This window comes from Marinobacter sp. C2H3 (assembly GCF_037080155.1).
Classification (GTDB): domain Bacteria; phylum Pseudomonadota; class Gammaproteobacteria; order Pseudomonadales; family Oleiphilaceae; genus Marinobacter.
In genome coordinates this window covers 156,427-172,702 of record NZ_JBBBNZ010000004.1, presented here as the reverse complement: position 1 = coordinate 172,702, position 16,276 = coordinate 156,427, and the positions used below count along the sequence as shown (strand labels likewise).

The following is a 16,276-nucleotide window of genomic DNA, read 5'->3' as shown; positions in this document are numbered from 1 at the left end:
TCATGGAGAAATCAGTCGTTAGTAGGCTAGCTCCAGAGCTCTTCAACCAGGCATTATTCGACATTCATACTGTTGAGGGCAAAGGATATGTTATCGAGTACGACGGAACCCTGTCGATAACAATTTCATCATTCGTTGAAAAGTCTTTTATGCACGGGGCTGTTTTAGGAGACTTCTTCAGCTCGCTTGTCGTTATTCCAGGTGGAATACAAGGCGGATCTGTGCCCATAAAGGCAAAAGCAACAGGCAGGACGATTGGCTATTTATTTTCTGTCGAAGCGCTTTCAGATACCAATGCGGAATTCAATACCTATGAAGCTGGCTACGCAAAAGCTGCCATTGAGCACGTTCTTTTCGACGGTATCGGTCATAAAGCAGTAGAAATATCAGAAGATCGCATTAGTGAGCAGGAGCTTTCCTTTGACGATCTTTTTGTTTCTGATCAACTTGAAGGTGGTGAGAAGGCAATTGCAGTGACCAGTCTTGCGCTTTGCCCTGACTCCCAATCAGTTTTAATAAACCTCGCACGTCACGGTGCAAGGTTCTACGAATTAGATGACGTCCACTACGGTTCGGATATTTTCCCAGAAATACAATCGCTCTCGATTAAAGAAATCCCCCAGCACTTAGGAGAAAAAAGAAGCTCCATATTCTTCTTGCTCCACATGGCTGGGGAGCAGCCCGACCCCTTTTCGAAATTTATCTCCTTATATCAAATAATAGAAATTTTGATTTCTTTCATATTTAAGAGCGAACTTGATGAATTTGTAAAAAATGCATCCGATTACGATGCTTGGACCAGTAAAGAGAAGCTACAGGAGTTGACCGGAGAAAAAAACCGGATCAAAACTCTTTATTCCAGGTATTTTGACAGAAGCCACATCGAATCCGACGAATTTTCTGAATGTGCAAGACTAAGTAAAGAGTTTATTCAAGAATTTATTGAAAAGGATTTCTCGAAGGCCGACTGGCCCTCATGCATCTACAAGGTCCGGAATTGTATTGTTCATGACCGGGCTTCTTTAGTGATTCGCCAAGAAAAAGACCCAAAAATAATTTCTGGGATGAATGAAATTGCCAGCTATTTCTTAAAATGCTGTGTGAGTTTACTTTACGGGTTACGTAAGGAAACAATAAAGGACGAAAGCTTATAATAAGCATAAGCATCCAACGAATTAAAGCTCAGCCCAGTCCGAAAGCAACAAGATTGATCGAACGGGGTATATTTGGGGGCATAGAAAGAACAGTTAAAAAAATAATCTTATTAAATCAAATATTTATTATTTATTATGAGTCCTGCCGGGGGTACCACATTCACAAGCACAACCATGAAACGGCAACCCCCTGCCAACTCTACTCCCGCCGCACATAGGTGCTCGGCGCCTCACCCAGCACTTTACGAAACATGGATGAGAACGCTGATGGGCTCTCGTAGCCGAGGGTCAAGGCCACGTCCGTAACTGAATCCCCTCTGCCCAGCCTGACGATTGCGTCCATAATGCAGGCGCGGCCACGCCAGGCAGCGAAGGACAGGCCCGTCTGTTGGCGGAAAAATCGAGAAAAGTGGCGTTCGCTTTTGTTGATGCAAGCCGCCCAATCCCTGGCCCGGGCGAGAATGTCGGGCCGCTGGGCGAAGGCCTCGCACAAGCGGTGCAGCTCCGGATCCTTGGGCATGGGCAGCGTTGTCGGCATGAGCGTCGCCGCCCCCAGCTCCGCGAGAATCAGCGCCATCAGGCGCCCATCCCGGCTATCCGCCGTGTATTCCGGCCCCACATCCACCGCGCTGAGCAGCAATTGCCGGAGCAGGGGCGATACCCGAATCACCTCGCAGCTTGCTGAACGCCGAGGCTGGACGGCCGGCTCCACGTACAGGCTCCGGGTGCTTACGCCCATCATGCGCACCTCATGGGCCACACCCGGCGGAATCCAGACGGCACTGTGGGTCGGCACGATCCAGGTGCCGTCGTCGGTGAACACTTCCATGACGCCGGTACCGCCGTACAGCAACTGGGCACGGCGGTGGCTGTGGCGGGGCAACAGATAGCCGTCCCGGTAATCGGTGCCAATCGCCAGGACCGGCGCAGGCCAGTGGTCGTAATCCTGAAGACTGACGTTGCGCATGGCGGAGCCCTCTCCGATTGGCCGAAAATCAATCGTAGATGACCCAAACGCGAATGTCAGCCAACAGAGCGCCGTATTACGCTGTCTTTCAACGCCCTTAGCCAGGTGCTTTGGGCTTATCCCGACGGATTGGCAGAAGGCAGACACCGGATGCTCTACGCAGTACTGGCCCTGATCGGTCTGGGCGCGGGCATTACCACCATACTCTTTGGCTTCGGCGGCGGTTTTGTGATCGTGCCGGTATTGTTTCAGGGCATCAGTCTGGCCTACGGCCCGGAAACCCTGGCGGGCCAGTCTGCCATGCACATCGCGGTGGCCACCTCGACCTGCCTGATGATCTTCAGTTCCCTGATGGCCACCCGCAAACACCATGTCGCCGGTACGCTCCAGTGGGACGTGATCCGACCGTTACTGGCCTATATTGCGGTGGGGGCTCTGATCGGCGCCGGTGCCGGCACGATGGTTGCCGGGCCCTGGCTACGCTGGGCCTTCATTGTCTACCTTGGCGTGACCATTCTTGATTGCCTGTTCCGCCCGGGGTTTACCGCCAGCAATAACGGCCATACCCGCTCCCTCGGCAAAACCGGCAGCGCGGTGGCCGGCACGGTGATTGGCGGCATCGCCGCCTGCCTTGGCGTGGGCGGCAGCGTGATGACGGTGCCTCTGCTCCGTCGCCGTGGGGCCAGCATGACCCAGGCCACCGCCATGGCCAGCCCGCTGACCCTGCCGGTCTCCCTGGCCGGCACCGCCGGCTTTGTGATCTTCAGCTGGCAAGAGGGCCAGGCCCTCGGTCCCTGGTACCTGGGGTACATCAACCTGCTGGCCCTGATGGCTCTGCTTGCCGGCTCCTGGCTGGGCATCAAGCTGGCGGCAACCTACATCGGGCGCCTGCCCGACCAGTGGCATGCCCGGAGCTACATTGCGCTACTGGTGATTTTCTGGCTGGCGATGCTGATGTAACACTCCGGTCCACGGGGCCGCGCCAGTGCTGGTATTGGCGGCGATTTTCCGGTATTGATGCAAGTCGGCGGCGATCTGCGCCGCGTCAGCCCCACTCTCAACCAGCGGCGACAGGCATACCGTGAGTTCACGCCCTCTTCCTCAGACACAGCAACCATCGGCAAAACGCCCGTCGCCCGACCACGGCATGCCGCTGTCTTACCGGCACAGGCGGCAGCTTCTGCGCTTGCTGCTGGGCGTCACGGCATTACTCGGTGTGATCTTTGCCGTGGTAAACCTCTTTGCGGGAAAACACGGGCTCATGACAATTGAACTTGCGCTGACGCTCGTGGTTCTTCTGTTGTTGCCCATCGTCAAGGCCACCCACCACCTTCGGCGCTGGTGCCTGTGTTACATCATCGCGCTCTATGTGGTCACCCTGTACGCCCTTGCCCTGCCGATTACCTCCATCACGGTTTTCAGTTGGGTGATGGTGATGCCGGTGACCACCTACCTGTTGCTGGGTCGAAAGCTGGGGGGATTGTTCTCCGCCGCTTACCTGGCGATCGCCGCCGGGCTGTTTCTCTGGCGCTTTGGGGCGACGGTGGCGGCGAGCTCACCAGGGGCGATCGCCAACGTGCTGGCGGTGGTGGCCTGGGGCTACATGTTTTCTCACTTCTACGAGGCCAGCCGGGAGCGGGCGGAAGAACGGCTCTCCCAGCAGGCGCTCACCGATTCCCTGACCGGACTCGCCAACCGGACCCAGCTTGAGCAGGCCTTCCAGCGAATCACCAGCGAGCGCGCCCTACCGTTGTCGGTACTGATGCTGGATCTCGACTACTTCAAGCGCATCAACGACGATCACGGCCGCGCCGCCGGCGATATGGTGCTTCAGCACGTCGCCGACGTCCTTCGGGCCCAGGTTCGCCGGGATGATATCGCCTGCCGGCTGGGGGGCGAGGAATTCTGCGTGCTGCTGCCCCGAACGGGCCATGACGACGCCTGCCGGTTGGCAGAGCGTCTGCGGGAAGCAATTGAAGCGCAGCGCTGCCAGCATAACGGTATCGAGCTCGCGCTTACCACCAGCATCGGCATCGCCAGCTCAGAGGTTCCAGAGGAAACGCTCGCCACCCTCATGCACAGGGCGGACGAGAAGCTTTATCAGGCAAAGGCCGCCGGCCGCAACCGGATCGCTGGCCAGTAACCGCCACCCCCTCAGGAAAGCACCTGGCCGCCGTCCACCACCAGCGTCTGGCCGGTGATCCACCGGGCCAGATCCGAGGCCAGGAACAGGGCCACGTCGGCGACCTCCTCCGGCGTGCCCAGCCGGCCGAACGGAATGCTGCCACGGATACTCTCGTACAGCGCCGGATTGTGTTCCCGGGCTTTGTCCCAGACGCCACCCGGGAACTCGATGGAGCCCGGGGCAATGCCGTTCACCCGCACTTTGTGGGGCGCCATGGAGGCAGCCAGACTGCCGGTGTAGTGGGCCACGGCGGCCTTGATGGCGGCGTAGGGCGCGGTGCGGGTGGAGGCGTGGAAGGCGGAGATGGAGGCAATGTTGATGATGCTGCCGCCGGTTTCCCGCAGCGCCGGGAGGCAAACGTGGCCGGCACGCACCGTGCCCATCAGGTCTACCTCAACGCTGCTCAACCAGCCTTCCTCGTTGTCGTCCCGGCCGAACGCCGAGGCACAGTTCACCAGCACATCCAGGCCACCCAGGGTGTCCAGAGCACTGTGCAAGTAGGCCTCGAGGGATGCCTTGTCGCCGATATCGCACGTTGCCACGCGCAGGCTCAGGCCTTCGCCGGCGGCTTCGCTGGCCAGGGCGTCGAGGGAGGACTGCCCCCGAGCACACACCGAAACCTGCGCCCCGGCCCGGGCAAAGCCAAGTGCGATGGCCCGGCCAATCCCCTTACTGCCGCCCGCGACGATTACCCGCCGGCCCTGGAAATCAAACGTCATCGAAATCTCCTGCTGTTCATGGTGATGGGGTAGTGTAGACCACCGCGCTCGCCGATGGCCCGGAAATTGCTGAACATCTTCCAGATCGCGTTATTACGGCCGTTTGCCCGGCCGTTGGAGGAGCCGCATGTCACTTCTGAGCACCCTGCTGCGTGCCAGCACCCAGTTCCAGAACGGCCTGGACGGCGGCCGCACGCCCGCATCGCCGGCGGAACCGGCGTCGGCCAAAGCGAGTAATGGCGCGGCCGACAGCGCCTCAAACGGCTCCGCGACCGACGATCGCTTTACCCGGTCCGCGACCACAGAAGCGCCGAACGATCTGAAAACCCGCCGCCTGCCGCTCAACCACTACAAGCAGTCCATAGGGCAAGACGTTGCCTTCGTGCGGGAAACCCTGCGGCACAAGCTTGCCGAGTACAACCAGTCGCCGGCCACCGCGCTGAACGTCAGCCGGCGGCCGAATGGCGGCCTCGGACTGGATGGGGCGCTGCCGGATACGATACGACAGCAGATCGAGAAAGACCTGAACCACAACCGTGGGTTTAAAGACGCCTTTTCGCGCCTGAGCGCCGCTGAGCCCACGCTGAAGTTCATGGACAACGCGCTGAAGCTGAACCAGGCCTACGGCGTGAACAATTCGGTACTCGACAGCGTGGTCAGCGAAAACCAGCAGTTCAACGGCCTGCAGGACGTGCTGCATCGCTACGACAGCCTGCGCAAATCCGCCAGCGCTACCCGCCTTGAAGCGGGCGGTGAGTCCGCACTCTACGCGTTCCGGCTGAACGCCCGGGCCTGATCGGCGGGCGCTCCGCCCGGGCGTTGACCTGCTGACAAAATCCGGCGTTAACCCTCGAACGGCGCCGGATCGCCCTTGCCGACCCGCACCACCACCGGCGCCTCACCGGTGAAGTCCACTACGGTCGTGGCATCCATACCGCAAAAACCGCCGTCGATGATCAGATCCAGCTCGTGTTCCAGGGTTTCCCGGATGTCGTAGGGATCGGTCAGCGGATCGGTTTCGCCGGGAAGGATCAGCGTGCTGCTCATGATTGGCTCGCCCAGTTCCGCCAGCAGTGCCTGGACGATGGCGTTGTCCGGCACCCGCACACCGATGGTCCGTCGTTTCGGATGCAGCAGCCGGCGCGGGACTTCGGTGGTGGCATCCAGAATGAAGGTGTAAGGCCCCGGCGTGAAGTTCTTCAGCAGTCGGTATTGGGTGTTGTCCACCTTGGCGTAAACGCCGATGTCCGAGAGGTCCCGGCACACCAGGGTAAAGTTATGCTTGTCGTCCAGTCGGCGCAGGCGTTTGATCCGGTCGGCGGCGTTCTTGTCGCCCAGGTGGCAGCCTACCGCGTAGGCGGAGTCCGTCGGGTAAACGATAACACCGCCCCTGCGCAGAATCTCCACGGCCTGGTTGATCAGCCGCTTCTGGGGCGTTTCCGGGTGAATCTGGAAAAACTGGCTCATGAGCGCTGCTCCGCCGACGAGCGGGCGGCCATGGCCGGATCGTGCTTGGAACCACCCAGGCAATTGGGGGACGCCGGTGCCTGCTGCCCGGTGGCGGCCCACTCGGTCGGGGTATACAGGTGCAAGGCCAGGGCATGCACCGGTCCGGCCAGTTCGTCGGCGAGGATCTGGTACAACCGCTGATGGCGCCGTACCTTCATCTGGCCCTCAAACTCAGTGGACACCAGAGTCACCTTGAAATGGGTTTCCGAATTGGCCGGCACGCTGTGCCTATGGCTTTCGTTCTCGACCTGGAGGTGCTGTACCTCCAGCGCCGCGGCAAGTTTGGATTCGATGGCTTTCTGTACCGTCATCGGCAGGACTCCCGTCTCAGTAACGCTGCATTAACACACAGTCTACACCACCGGCCGGGAACCTTGACACCGGCGGCCCGACGCGCGACATTCCCCGGCCAATCCGCACGCATCCTTTGCCATGAATCTGTACATCGCCGAAAAACCGAGCCTGGCGCGCGCCATTGCTGCCGCCCTCCCCGGTCCCCACGAAAAGGGGCAGGGCTGGATTCGGTGCGGCCAGGGTGACGACGCAGCCACGGTAAGCTGGTGCATCGGCCACCTGTTGGAGCCGGCTGAGCCCGGCCAGTACAACCCGGCCTGGAAAAAGTGGCGCATGGAGGATCTGCCGCTGCTGCCGGAGCGCTGGCAGGTGGTGCCCAAGGACAGCGTGCGGCATCAACTCCGGGTGCTGGAATCCCTGATCCGCCAGGCCCGGACCATCTACCACGCCGGCGACCCGGACCGGGAAGGCCAGTTGCTGGTGGATGAAGTGCTGCGCCATGCCGGCACCCAGGCCCCGGTATACCGGGTGCTGATCAACGATCTGACCCCCGCGTCGGTGGCCCGCGCCCTGCAGAAGCCCCAGGACAACCGGGCGTTCCGGCGCCTGTCCCACTCGGCCCTGGCCCGCCAACGCGCCGACTGGCTGTACGGCATCAACCTGACCCGGCACTACACCCTGCGCTACCAGCAGCAGGGAGAACAGGGCGTATTTTCCGTTGGCCGCGTGCAGACGCCGGTGCTGGGCCTGGTGGTAGAGCGGGATAACACCATCGAGCATTTTGAGCCGAAGCCGTTCTTCCGGCTGGATGCCCGATGCCAGGCCACCGGCGACGCCGCTGACGCCACACCCTTCAGCGCGCGCTGGGTGGCAGACCCCGCCTATGACGCTCACCTGGACGAGGAAAACCGTCTACTGGACCGCGAGGTGGCGGAACGGATCGCCGCCGAGGCAACGGGACAGGACGGGCAGGTCGAGGAGGCCCGCTTCCGGGACCGGCCGGAACCGCCGCCGCTGCCGTTGTCCCTGTCCGCCCTGCAGATTGAGGCGGGCCGGCAGTTCCGGATGGGCGCCAAAGAGGTACTGGATACCGCCCAGGCGCTGTACGAGCGGCACCAACTGATCACCTACCCCCGTTCGGATTGCCGGTACCTGCCAGAAGAGCATTTCAGCCAGGGGCCTCAGGTGGTGGCCGCCATCGCCCGGGTGATGCCCGAGCTGGCAACCCACACCGAGACGGCGGACACCAGCCGCCGCAGCCGGGCCTGGAACGACAAGCAGGTGGACGCCCACCACGCCATCATTCCCACCAGCCGGCCAAGACCCAACGGCAAACTGACCCAGGCGGAAGCACGGATCTACGAGCTGGTCAGCCGCTTTTACCTGATGCAGTTCCACGACGACGCCATGCACCGGGAAGGCAAGCTCACCGTGCGCTTTGGCGAGCACCGGTTCCGGGCCTCGGAAACGGCGGTGCTGAGCCCGGGCTGGAAGGCCCTGGAACGGCGCCGGCGCGATCCGGACGCGGCCAGCACTGACCAGCGCGATGAGGCCGATAAGCCACCGCTTCCCCGGCTGGCGAAGGGTGACCCGGTGCACTGCGGCCAGGTGGATATCCGGGAGAAACAGACCCAGCCACCCCAGCCGTTTACCGACGCCACCCTGCTCTCGGCGATGACCCACATTGCCCGTTTTGTCAGCGACAAGGCCCTGCGCCAGACGTTGAGGGACACCGACGGCCTGGGCACGGAGGCGACCCGGGCGGCGATCATCGAAACCCTGTTCAAACGGGATTACCTGACCCGAGAGAGCCGGTATATCCGCTCGACCGCCAAGGGCAAGTCCCTGATCGCCGCCCTGCCGGTTTCGGTGACCGCGCCAGATCGCACCGCGGTATGGGAAGCCACCCTCGAGCGCATCCGCCAGGGCGACGGTGATCCCAGGGCCTTCCTGGGAGACCTTCAGGCCGAAATCCGGGAACTGGTCCAGGGGCGCGGCGCAGCGGGCAAACCGGGCGCGTTGCCGGGTGACGGCGCGGCCGAGGTCGGCACGCACCCGGAAGCCCCGCCCCACTGCCCCAAATGCCGGGCGGTGATGACCGAGCGGGAGGGCCGTTTTGGCCGCTTCTTCGCCTGCACCCGCTTCCCCGGATGCAAAGGCACCCGACCCATCGAGGACGCGGCGCCCGAAGACGGCACAGGCCAGAAGCCGGTGCCCTGCCCCCACTGCTTCTCGCCCCTGGTCCGTCGCCAGGGCAAAAAAGGCTGGTTCTGGGGCTGCAGCAATTTCCCCGCCTGCCGACAAACCGTAGATGACGTCAACGGTGAGCCGGCCGGTGTTTTACGCAAATCTACATAACGATACTGTTTCCAAATGCCCAATTTGGAATAATAGCGGGTTGAGAAGACCCGCTTTCCCGAGGAGCTCGATATGCGGATCGCCCTGCTAGAAGACGAACAGGAACAGGCCCTGAATGTCCGCACCATTCTTTCGGACCACGGCCACGCCTGCGACGCCTACGCCACCGGACAGAGCTTTCTGAGCGCCACCCTGCACCGCAGCTACGACCTGCTCATCCTCGACTGGCAGATTCCGGACATGACCGGCATCGACGTTCTGCGCAGCCTGCGGGCACAACTGAACTGGCCTATCCCGGTGCTGTTTCTCACCCAGCGGGACAGCGAGGCGGACATTGTGCAGGCCCTCGACGCTGGCGCCGACGATTACCTGAGCAAACCCGCCCGGCCGGCCGAGCTGATCGCCCGTATTCATGCACTGGCCCGCCGCAGTCACCCGGACAGCGAGCGCGAAACCCTGCGCTACGGTCCGTTCGAAATCAACACCCAGAAGCGCACCATCGTGCTTCGGGGCGAGCCGCTGACCCTCACCGACAAGGACTACGACCTGACCCTGTTCCTGTTCCAGAATCAGGGCCGGCTGCTGACCCGGGAAATGCTGCTGGAGCGGGTCTGGGGCCTGACCCGGGACATTAACACCCGCACCGTGGACACCCACATGAGTCGCCTGCGCCGCCGCCTCGGGCTGAACCCGGAGAACGGCTTTCGCATCAAAACCATCTACCAGCGGGGCTATCGCCTGGAAGCCATGCAGTCGGGGGATGCCCCCGGGGACGATCAGGACAACACCCGGGCCGCGAATGCGTAACACCACCCCCATCCACTGGCTGACGCTGTTGGCCGCCCTGGCCCTGCCGTCCTCGGCGTTGGCGGAGTGGTCCGTTACCCGGGGCTCTGCCGGAACCGCTGCAGAAGCAGGCGCTGCGGCGACGCCGGAGTGGACCTACGCCCTCGCATCGGACGAAACCCTCGCCAGTGTGTCCCGTGAGCTGCTGGCCAATGGCCGCACCGAGCAGGACCTGCGGCGCTATAATGGCCTCTCTGCCACCGCCAGCCAGGATGCCGGAACCCGGGTGCGCATCCCCCTCAACTGGCTGCGCCAGCAACCGGAACCCGCCCGGGTGCGGTCGGTCTCTGGTGTCGTTCAGTGGATTTCCGGCCAGGACGGCCGCCGGATGCCGCTGACCGGCAACACCCTGGTTCGCGTGGGTGATGAAGTTATTTCCGCCCAGGGCACCGCCACCATTGAGCTCGCGGACGGTTCGGAAGTCAGGCTGTCGCCGCATTCCCGGCTGATGTTCAACCGGCTCACCCAGTACGGCAAGTCCGGCATGGTGGACACCCGCCTGCGGCTGAACCAGGGGGAGGTCCACACCCGGGTAAAACCGGTCATGGAGGGCGGTGCCCGCTTTGAGATTGAAACCCCGTCCGCCGTCGCGGCGGTTCGCGGCACGGTGTTTACCGTACAGACGTCGTCGAAAGGATCCCATCTCCAGGTGACCAAGGGGGTCGTGGATTTCGGCCCGCCGGGTCAGACCCGCCAGATTCCGGCTGGCTATGGCGCCAGCGTGACCACCGGCTCCGTCGCCGGCGTCAGCGTGCGGCCCCTGCCCCCGGCTCCGGAGGTCACACCGCTGCCCGGAGATGTCTCCCGGCTGCCCATCACCCTGGCCTGGGCCGACGACGGCGCGAAGGCCCACCGAGTGGATGTCTTTGAAAAGGCCTCCGGGCGCTGGGTCACCAGTCGCATCGTCAACGGTACCGAGCACAAGATCGATTTGCTGGACAACGGCGAGTACGAGGTTCAACTGGCCGCCCTGGATGCCAACGGCCTGGCCGGCATGCCCGCCAGCCTGCCGGTAAAAATCAGCCTTCAGGCCAGACCGGCGACGCTGATTGCACCGGCGGATGGCGCCACCGCCGGCGATGACATGCCGGAGTTCCAGTGGACGCTCAACGGCGACAACGAGCTGGCCCGGGTGGAAATTGCCGCCAGCGACCAGTTCAACGACCTGATTACCACCAGCGAGTGGGCGCCGGAAAACCAGGCCATCCCCCAACGCCCGCTGTCCCCCGGCCAGTACTACTGGCGGGTGGTAACCGAGGCCGGTGGCACGTCCGTCACGGAATCGCCGGCCCGCAAACTCGTGGTCAATGGCAGCCTGCCCCCAACGAAAATCATCAGCGTGAACTATCTGGACAGCCAGGTCCGGATCTTCTGGGAGAAGGTGGATACCGCCAACGGCTACCGGCTACAGCTTTCTGAAGAGCCGGGATTCCGCAACATCATCAAGGAAGCAACGGTGAATGAGACGAGTGCGGCCTTGCGTCTCATTCCCGGAAGGCGGTATTTTGTGCGGCTGAAAGCGCTTTCAGAAGGCCCCCTGACCAGCCGTTGGGGCCCAGGCAGGGAGCTGTACCTGGAATAACGCGGTGACAAACGCGGCCATCATGCCCGTCCCGTGAGGGTGCAGACAGCCCCTGCTGCCTGTACCATCACCGTCGACACCGAGCGACCAAGCGGGGCCCATGAACCGGGAAATGCCACTGATCAGAACCACGCCCTTGACGCTGGGCCTGATTCTCCTCGCCCTGCTTCTGGCCCTTCAAAGCACCTCCCTGCCCCAGCGGCTGGACGCCTGGCTATACGACACCACCATCACCCGTTTCCCTCCGCCGGTTGCGAGCGACGTCGCCCTGATCGCCATTGATGAGGCCAGCCTTCGCGAGCTGGGCCGTTGGCCCTGGCCCCGAAGCCTTCACGCCGAACTTATCCGCCAACTGACCCAGGCCGGCGCCCGCGCCGTGGTGTTTGACGTGCTGTTCACCGATCCGGCACCGGACGACAACGCCCTGGCCGCCGCCATGGCCCAGAACGGCACGGTGGTGCTGCCGGTGTACCTCGCGCCGGTCCGTGCCGGCCAGCTCATGGAAGAACAGCGCCCCACGCCCGCCCTGGCCGAAGCGGCGGCCGGCCTCGGCCACGCCCACGTGGAACTGGACGCGGATGGGGTGGCCCGGGGCCTGTACCAGTACAACGGGCTGGGCCGGCAACTCTGGCCCAGCCTGGCCCTGGCCGCCAGCGGCGCCCAACCGCGCCACCAGCCCGACAACGGCCTGCCGCCGTACGTGAACGTGCGGGAAGACTACCGGCGGGTACCGCTCGCCGGCGGTGCGGGCACCCTGCCTACCTATTCCTACGTGGACGTGCTCAACGACGGCCTGCCGGCGAACGCCGTTGCCGGTAAAACCGTGTTCATCGGCGCGACCGCCGCAGGCTTTGGCGATGTCCTGCCAACCCCGTTTTCCGGCCTGAGCCGGCCGCTCTCCGGGGTGGAATTCCACGCCAATGTCTATTCCGCCGGCCAGCAACAGCGGCTGATCCGGCTGGCACCGGGTTGGCTTCAGGCGGTACTTTGCCTGATTGCTCTGCTGCTGGTCAGCCTGCTGCTGCCGCGCATGCGACCGGCGCGAACGCTCCTGGCTTGCCTGACCGTTGCCGGCCTGGTGGCGGGGCTCGCGGTTCTGGCTCTAATGTTCGCCCAAGTCTGGCTGCCGGTCGCCAACGCCCTGTTGATCCCGATGCTCGCGTTTCCGGTGGCCACGGGCCTGAGACTGGCCATGACCAACCGGTTTTTGAACCGACAGCTTGATGAACTGAGCCGGCGGCCGCAGATCAGCCTGCCGGAGCCAGGCCAGCGCCACCCCACCCAACTGCTCAGCCAGCTTCGCGCCCTGTTGCAGCCCGAACGATGGCTGCTCGTGGCCGGGGACGACGTGCTCTCCGGCGGTGGACTGGGCCCACAGGACATCCCGGAGAACCTGGTCGACGGCCAGTGGAGTCACCAGGGTGAACTGAGCTGGATTCGCCTGCATCGGGGCAGCCAGCCATTTGTGCTGGGCCTGGCGGTGGCCGGCGAGTTCAGCCGTGAGGCGGTCCAGCGCTACCTGCAGCGCCTGGACCTGAACACCCGCTCGGCTGAGGGCGCCGGCCACGACGTTCGGGAAAACATCTCCGCCCGCATTGAACGGCTGCGCACCGCCACCGCCCGGCTCGACCAGATGCAGCGCTTCATCCGACGCAGCTTTGAGCGCATGCCGGACGGCGTCATCGTCACCGACGAGCTGGGCGTGATTCGCTTTGCCAACGGCCACATCGAAGAGTGGTTCGAAGAACCCATGCCCAGCCTGAACGGCCTGTCCCTGGCGCGCCTGCTGCAGGGCCACGACCCGAGGGAAACGCCGCCCTGGCACGAAACCGTCTCCGATACGCTGACCCTGCAGCAAAGCCGCACCGTGGATCTGCGCATCCGCAATAAGGACTTCCTCATCCACTTCGCGCCCTTCAGCCTGCCGGACGCCAGCCAAAACGGCATCATCGCCAACATCTCGGACATTTCGGAGCTGCGGGAGCAGCAGCGCCAGCATCGGGAAGCCATCGACTTTATTTCCCACGACGTACGCTCGCCGCTGGTGTCGCAGCTAGCGCTCATCGAACAGCTCAAGCGCGACCCCGCCCACATTGAGCCCGCGCAGCTGGAGCAGCTCGGGCGCCTGGCCCGACGCAGCTATCACCTGGCCGAGGAATTCGTGCAGTTGGCCCGGGCCGAGCAGCTCACCGAAACCCGATTCTATGAGTGTGAGTTCCTGGCCATCGTGGAAAACGCCCGGGACAGCGTCAGCGAACAGGCGGCGGAAAAGCAGATTCACCTGCAGCTCCAGGGCTGTGAAGACCTGTGGCTGCGAGGAAACGCCGAACTGCTGGAGCGGGCCATCATTAACCTGCTCACTAATGCGGTTCAATACAGCCCGGCGGACTCAACGGTGGAAGTTCAAGTGTTCCGGGCCGGCCACCTGGCGTGCCTGACCATTGCCGACGAAGGCAGCGGGATCGATCCGGAAGAGCTGCCCCACCTGTTCGACCGCTATCGCCGGCAGAAGCGCAGCGAGATCAGCGGCATTCACGGCACGGGGTTGGGGCTGTCGTTCGTACGGACGGTGGTGGAAAAGCACAAGGGGGAGATTGCGGTAAGCTCGCAGGTCGGCGAAGGCACATCCTTCACCCTGAAGTTGCCCATCGCCGATCCCATCGGCGGTTAAGCCGGCCGGAGCAGCGCCCCGGGCCGTCATCATCAGGAGGTAATGGACTTGCTGACCACTTCGGACGGCGCGCTCAGCAGGCCGTTCACATCCTGCACCTGAATGGTGAAATACCAGGTGCCGTTGGAAAGCTGATCGATGGTATAGGATGGCGTCGGGTCCTCGGCGGCGTTGTCCACCACCACAGACCGGTTCAGGTTGCCGGCATCCTGGCCATAGCGAATCACATACTTGTCCAGCTCACCCATTTTCAGGCCTTCACCGTTCACCCGGGTGGACGGCGCGTTCCAGCTCAGCACCGCCTTGCTGCCGGCCACCACACCACTGGCGCTGGCCTGAGCGCCGCTGGAGCCACCACCGCCACCACAACCGGCAAGCGCCAGTGACATCAGCGGAACGAGGACCCAAAGCTTTGACAGTTTAGTGACGCGTTTCATAGGTTTTTTGCACCAATTTATCGTCGACATTGTCAAATTGTATAAAACGACGGGCATTATCGATGTGAACGATGTCATCTGGCCAGTTACGAAATTGTCAATTTTCCGGCAAACATCGACAGCGTGTTAGGGGTACGGTCGGGTGTCGCGGATGGATGAGAGGAGGCACATCGGTGAAGACGGCGAAGGCGCTGCGCGCCATGTGACGGTGCGCGCCAAGCCCCCTGGGTGCCGCCGGTGAACTTACTCTGGAGAAAGGGAGCCCACCGGGTCTCGCGTTGCAGAATGGCCAGATAGCGCCGAGACGTCATATACGGTGACCCGGTTACGCCCCGCCTCCTTGCTCTGATACATGGCCGTATCCGCCCGGCTCACGGCGGTGGTTGCCGTGTCCATGGCACGGAGATCAGTAACGCCGATACTGACCGTCACCTGGCCCTCGGAAGCGCCTTCGGAATCGCTGGTCCCAACAGTGACCGAATCCGCCGGCACTGCCGCAAGCGCGTTGTGGGCGGCCAGGGCACCACGCAGCCGCTCGGCGGTCTGCAAAGCGGCGTCCGGGGTGGTCTGGGGCAGTATCGCCAGGAATTCCTCCCCGCCCCAGCGGGCCACCAGATCCTGAGCCCTGAGCTCCTGCCGAAGGATATTCGCAAACGCCTTGAGAATGTCGTCCCCGGTTTCGTGGCCGAGGGTGTCATTGATGCGCTTGAAATGATCCAGGTCCATCAGCAGCAGACTGACGGGCTGGCCAGAGCGCCGGAACCGCTCGACCTCCTGCTCCAGCAGATACTGCATCTGCCGCCGGTTGAGGAGTCCGGTCAGTGCGTCTGTGGTCGCCGCTTTATGCAACTGCTTCTGGGCACGGATGACCATGCCCAGGTAGAACACCGAGAGGTAACTGAACATGGCGAACACGACGGTCAGATTGAACACGTGGACAACGTGCAGCGCGGACTGGGGGATGGGCTGGAGCGGGGCCACAAACCACATGAGGATGTCCAACGCCACGTAGTACCCCCACAAGCCAGCCAAGCCGCGAAACACCCAGCGGCGCGGCGCAGACAGGCAAATGGCTGGGATAAACATGAGCAGGTAATAGTGAAAGCCACTGCCCCAGCCAATCATCACAATGCCAAGGGCCGCATGCACCAGCACCTCGGTCCAGATCAGCCACACGGCAACGCGGTTATGTTTACGCTTGAGCGCGACGTACGCGGCGACGTACATGGCGACGCTGATGACGTTGACCCAGGCCAGCACCGGCGAATCCAGGGCCAGGAACAGGCCAAAAAAAGCGACGTCGACGGTTGCGGCAATCTGCGTGCAGCGCAATGCCAGTTGCCAGAACGCCGGCCGGCGGATCGACGCCGGGCCGCGCGAGTCGTTTGACGAATGACCACCTGCCACGTAAGGCGCGTCCATGGTTAGAGGGAAGGAAGGGTCGAGCGAGGCGAAGGGCGTACCCCTGCCCGGTTCCGCATGGTTCCAGAGACGTTCAGCATGGCGCAAGTGGGTGCGGGGCGAAAGGGCGACGACAATCTTTTACATTGTCGG

At 62.9% G+C, this 16,276-nt stretch carries 14 protein-coding genes; 8 read left to right on the top strand and 6 right to left on the bottom strand.

The window, feature by feature from the left end; all coding sequences use genetic code 11:
* Positions 1-2: 2 nt before the first annotated feature.
* Positions 3-1,154 (top strand): hypothetical protein, encoded by a 1,152-nt coding sequence (locus V3388_RS13420; protein WP_336368083.1) that lies wholly within the window; start codon positions 3-5, stop codon positions 1,152-1,154.
* Positions 1,155-1,353: 199 nt separating this feature from the next.
* On the opposite strand, the gene V3388_RS13415 is transcribed toward V3388_RS13420, so the two are convergent.
* Positions 1,354-2,121, bottom strand: a complete 768-nt coding sequence (locus tag V3388_RS13415) for an AraC family transcriptional regulator (protein WP_336368082.1) — start codon at positions 2,119-2,121, stop codon at positions 1,354-1,356.
* A 150-nt stretch (positions 2,122-2,271) separates the two neighbouring features.
* Between V3388_RS13415 and V3388_RS13410 the strand changes: the two genes are divergently transcribed.
* Together V3388_RS13410 and V3388_RS13405 are read left to right on the top strand one after the other, a co-directional pair.
* Positions 2,272-3,081, top strand: coding sequence for a sulfite exporter TauE/SafE family protein (locus V3388_RS13410; RefSeq protein ID WP_336368081.1), 810 nt, complete (start codon positions 2,272-2,274; stop codon positions 3,079-3,081).
* Positions 3,082-3,268: 187 nt separating this feature from the next.
* Positions 3,269-4,264 carry a GGDEF domain-containing protein gene (locus V3388_RS13405; protein WP_336368080.1) on the top strand — a complete coding sequence of 332 codons (996 nt, stop codon included), beginning with the start codon at positions 3,269-3,271 and terminating at the stop codon, positions 4,262-4,264.
* An 11-nt stretch (positions 4,265-4,275) separates the two neighbouring features.
* Here the strand turns inward: V3388_RS13405 and V3388_RS13400 are convergent, their stop codons facing one another.
* Entirely contained in the window at positions 4,276-5,025 is a 750-nt protein-coding gene (locus tag V3388_RS13400; protein WP_336368079.1) for an SDR family NAD(P)-dependent oxidoreductase, read from the bottom strand.
* A 127-nt stretch (positions 5,026-5,152) separates the two neighbouring features.
* Here V3388_RS13400 and V3388_RS13395 point away from each other — a divergent pair, with 127 nt between their 5' ends.
* A complete protein-coding gene (locus V3388_RS13395) occupies positions 5,153-5,821 on the top strand; it encodes a hypothetical protein (RefSeq protein WP_336368078.1) in 669 nt (222 codons plus the stop codon).
* Between the two features lie 47 nt (positions 5,822-5,868).
* Here V3388_RS13395 and V3388_RS13390 read toward each other — a convergent pair whose 3' ends face one another.
* Both V3388_RS13390 and V3388_RS13385 read right to left on the bottom strand, forming a co-directional pair.
* Entirely contained in the window at positions 5,869-6,492 is a 624-nt protein-coding gene (locus V3388_RS13390) for an L-threonylcarbamoyladenylate synthase (protein ID WP_336368077.1), read from the bottom strand.
* The gene (locus tag V3388_RS13385; protein WP_336368076.1) at positions 6,489-6,845 is read right to left on the bottom strand and encodes a BolA family protein; all 357 of its coding nucleotides are present in this window, start codon (positions 6,843-6,845) and stop codon (positions 6,489-6,491) included. The genes V3388_RS13390 and V3388_RS13385 overlap by 4 nt, the downstream gene beginning before the upstream one ends.
* Positions 6,846-6,966: 121 nt before the next feature.
* Between V3388_RS13385 and V3388_RS13380 the strand changes: the two genes are divergently transcribed.
* From V3388_RS13380 to V3388_RS13365, 4 genes are all read left to right on the top strand, one after another.
* Positions 6,967-9,186 carry a DNA topoisomerase III gene (locus V3388_RS13380; protein ID WP_336368075.1) on the top strand — a complete coding sequence of 740 codons (2,220 nt, stop codon included), beginning with the start codon at positions 6,967-6,969 and terminating at the stop codon, positions 9,184-9,186.
* Positions 9,187-9,258: 72 nt separating this feature from the next.
* Positions 9,259-9,993, top strand: coding sequence for a response regulator transcription factor (locus V3388_RS13375; protein ID WP_336368074.1), 735 nt, complete (start codon positions 9,259-9,261; stop codon positions 9,991-9,993).
* Positions 9,986-11,614 (top strand): FecR family protein, encoded by a 1,629-nt coding sequence (locus V3388_RS13370; RefSeq protein WP_336368073.1) that lies wholly within the window; start codon positions 9,986-9,988, stop codon positions 11,612-11,614. The genes V3388_RS13375 and V3388_RS13370 overlap by 8 nt, the downstream gene beginning before the upstream one ends.
* A 112-nt stretch (positions 11,615-11,726) precedes the next feature.
* Positions 11,727-14,285 carry a CHASE2 domain-containing protein gene (locus V3388_RS13365; RefSeq protein WP_336368072.1) on the top strand — a complete coding sequence of 853 codons (2,559 nt, stop codon included), beginning with the start codon at positions 11,727-11,729 and terminating at the stop codon, positions 14,283-14,285.
* A gap of 32 nt (positions 14,286-14,317) precedes the next feature.
* Here V3388_RS13365 and V3388_RS13360 read toward each other — a convergent pair whose 3' ends face one another.
* Both V3388_RS13360 and V3388_RS13355 read right to left on the bottom strand, forming a co-directional pair.
* Positions 14,318-14,722: a fibronectin type III domain-containing protein gene (locus tag V3388_RS13360; RefSeq protein ID WP_336368071.1), complete on the bottom strand. Its 405-nt coding sequence runs from the start codon at positions 14,720-14,722 to the stop codon at positions 14,318-14,320.
* Positions 14,723-14,965: 243 nt separating this feature from the next.
* Positions 14,966-16,129, bottom strand: a complete 1,164-nt coding sequence (locus V3388_RS13355; RefSeq protein ID WP_336368070.1) for a GGDEF domain-containing protein — start codon at positions 16,127-16,129, stop codon at positions 14,966-14,968.
* Between the last annotated feature and the right edge of the window lie 147 nt (positions 16,130-16,276).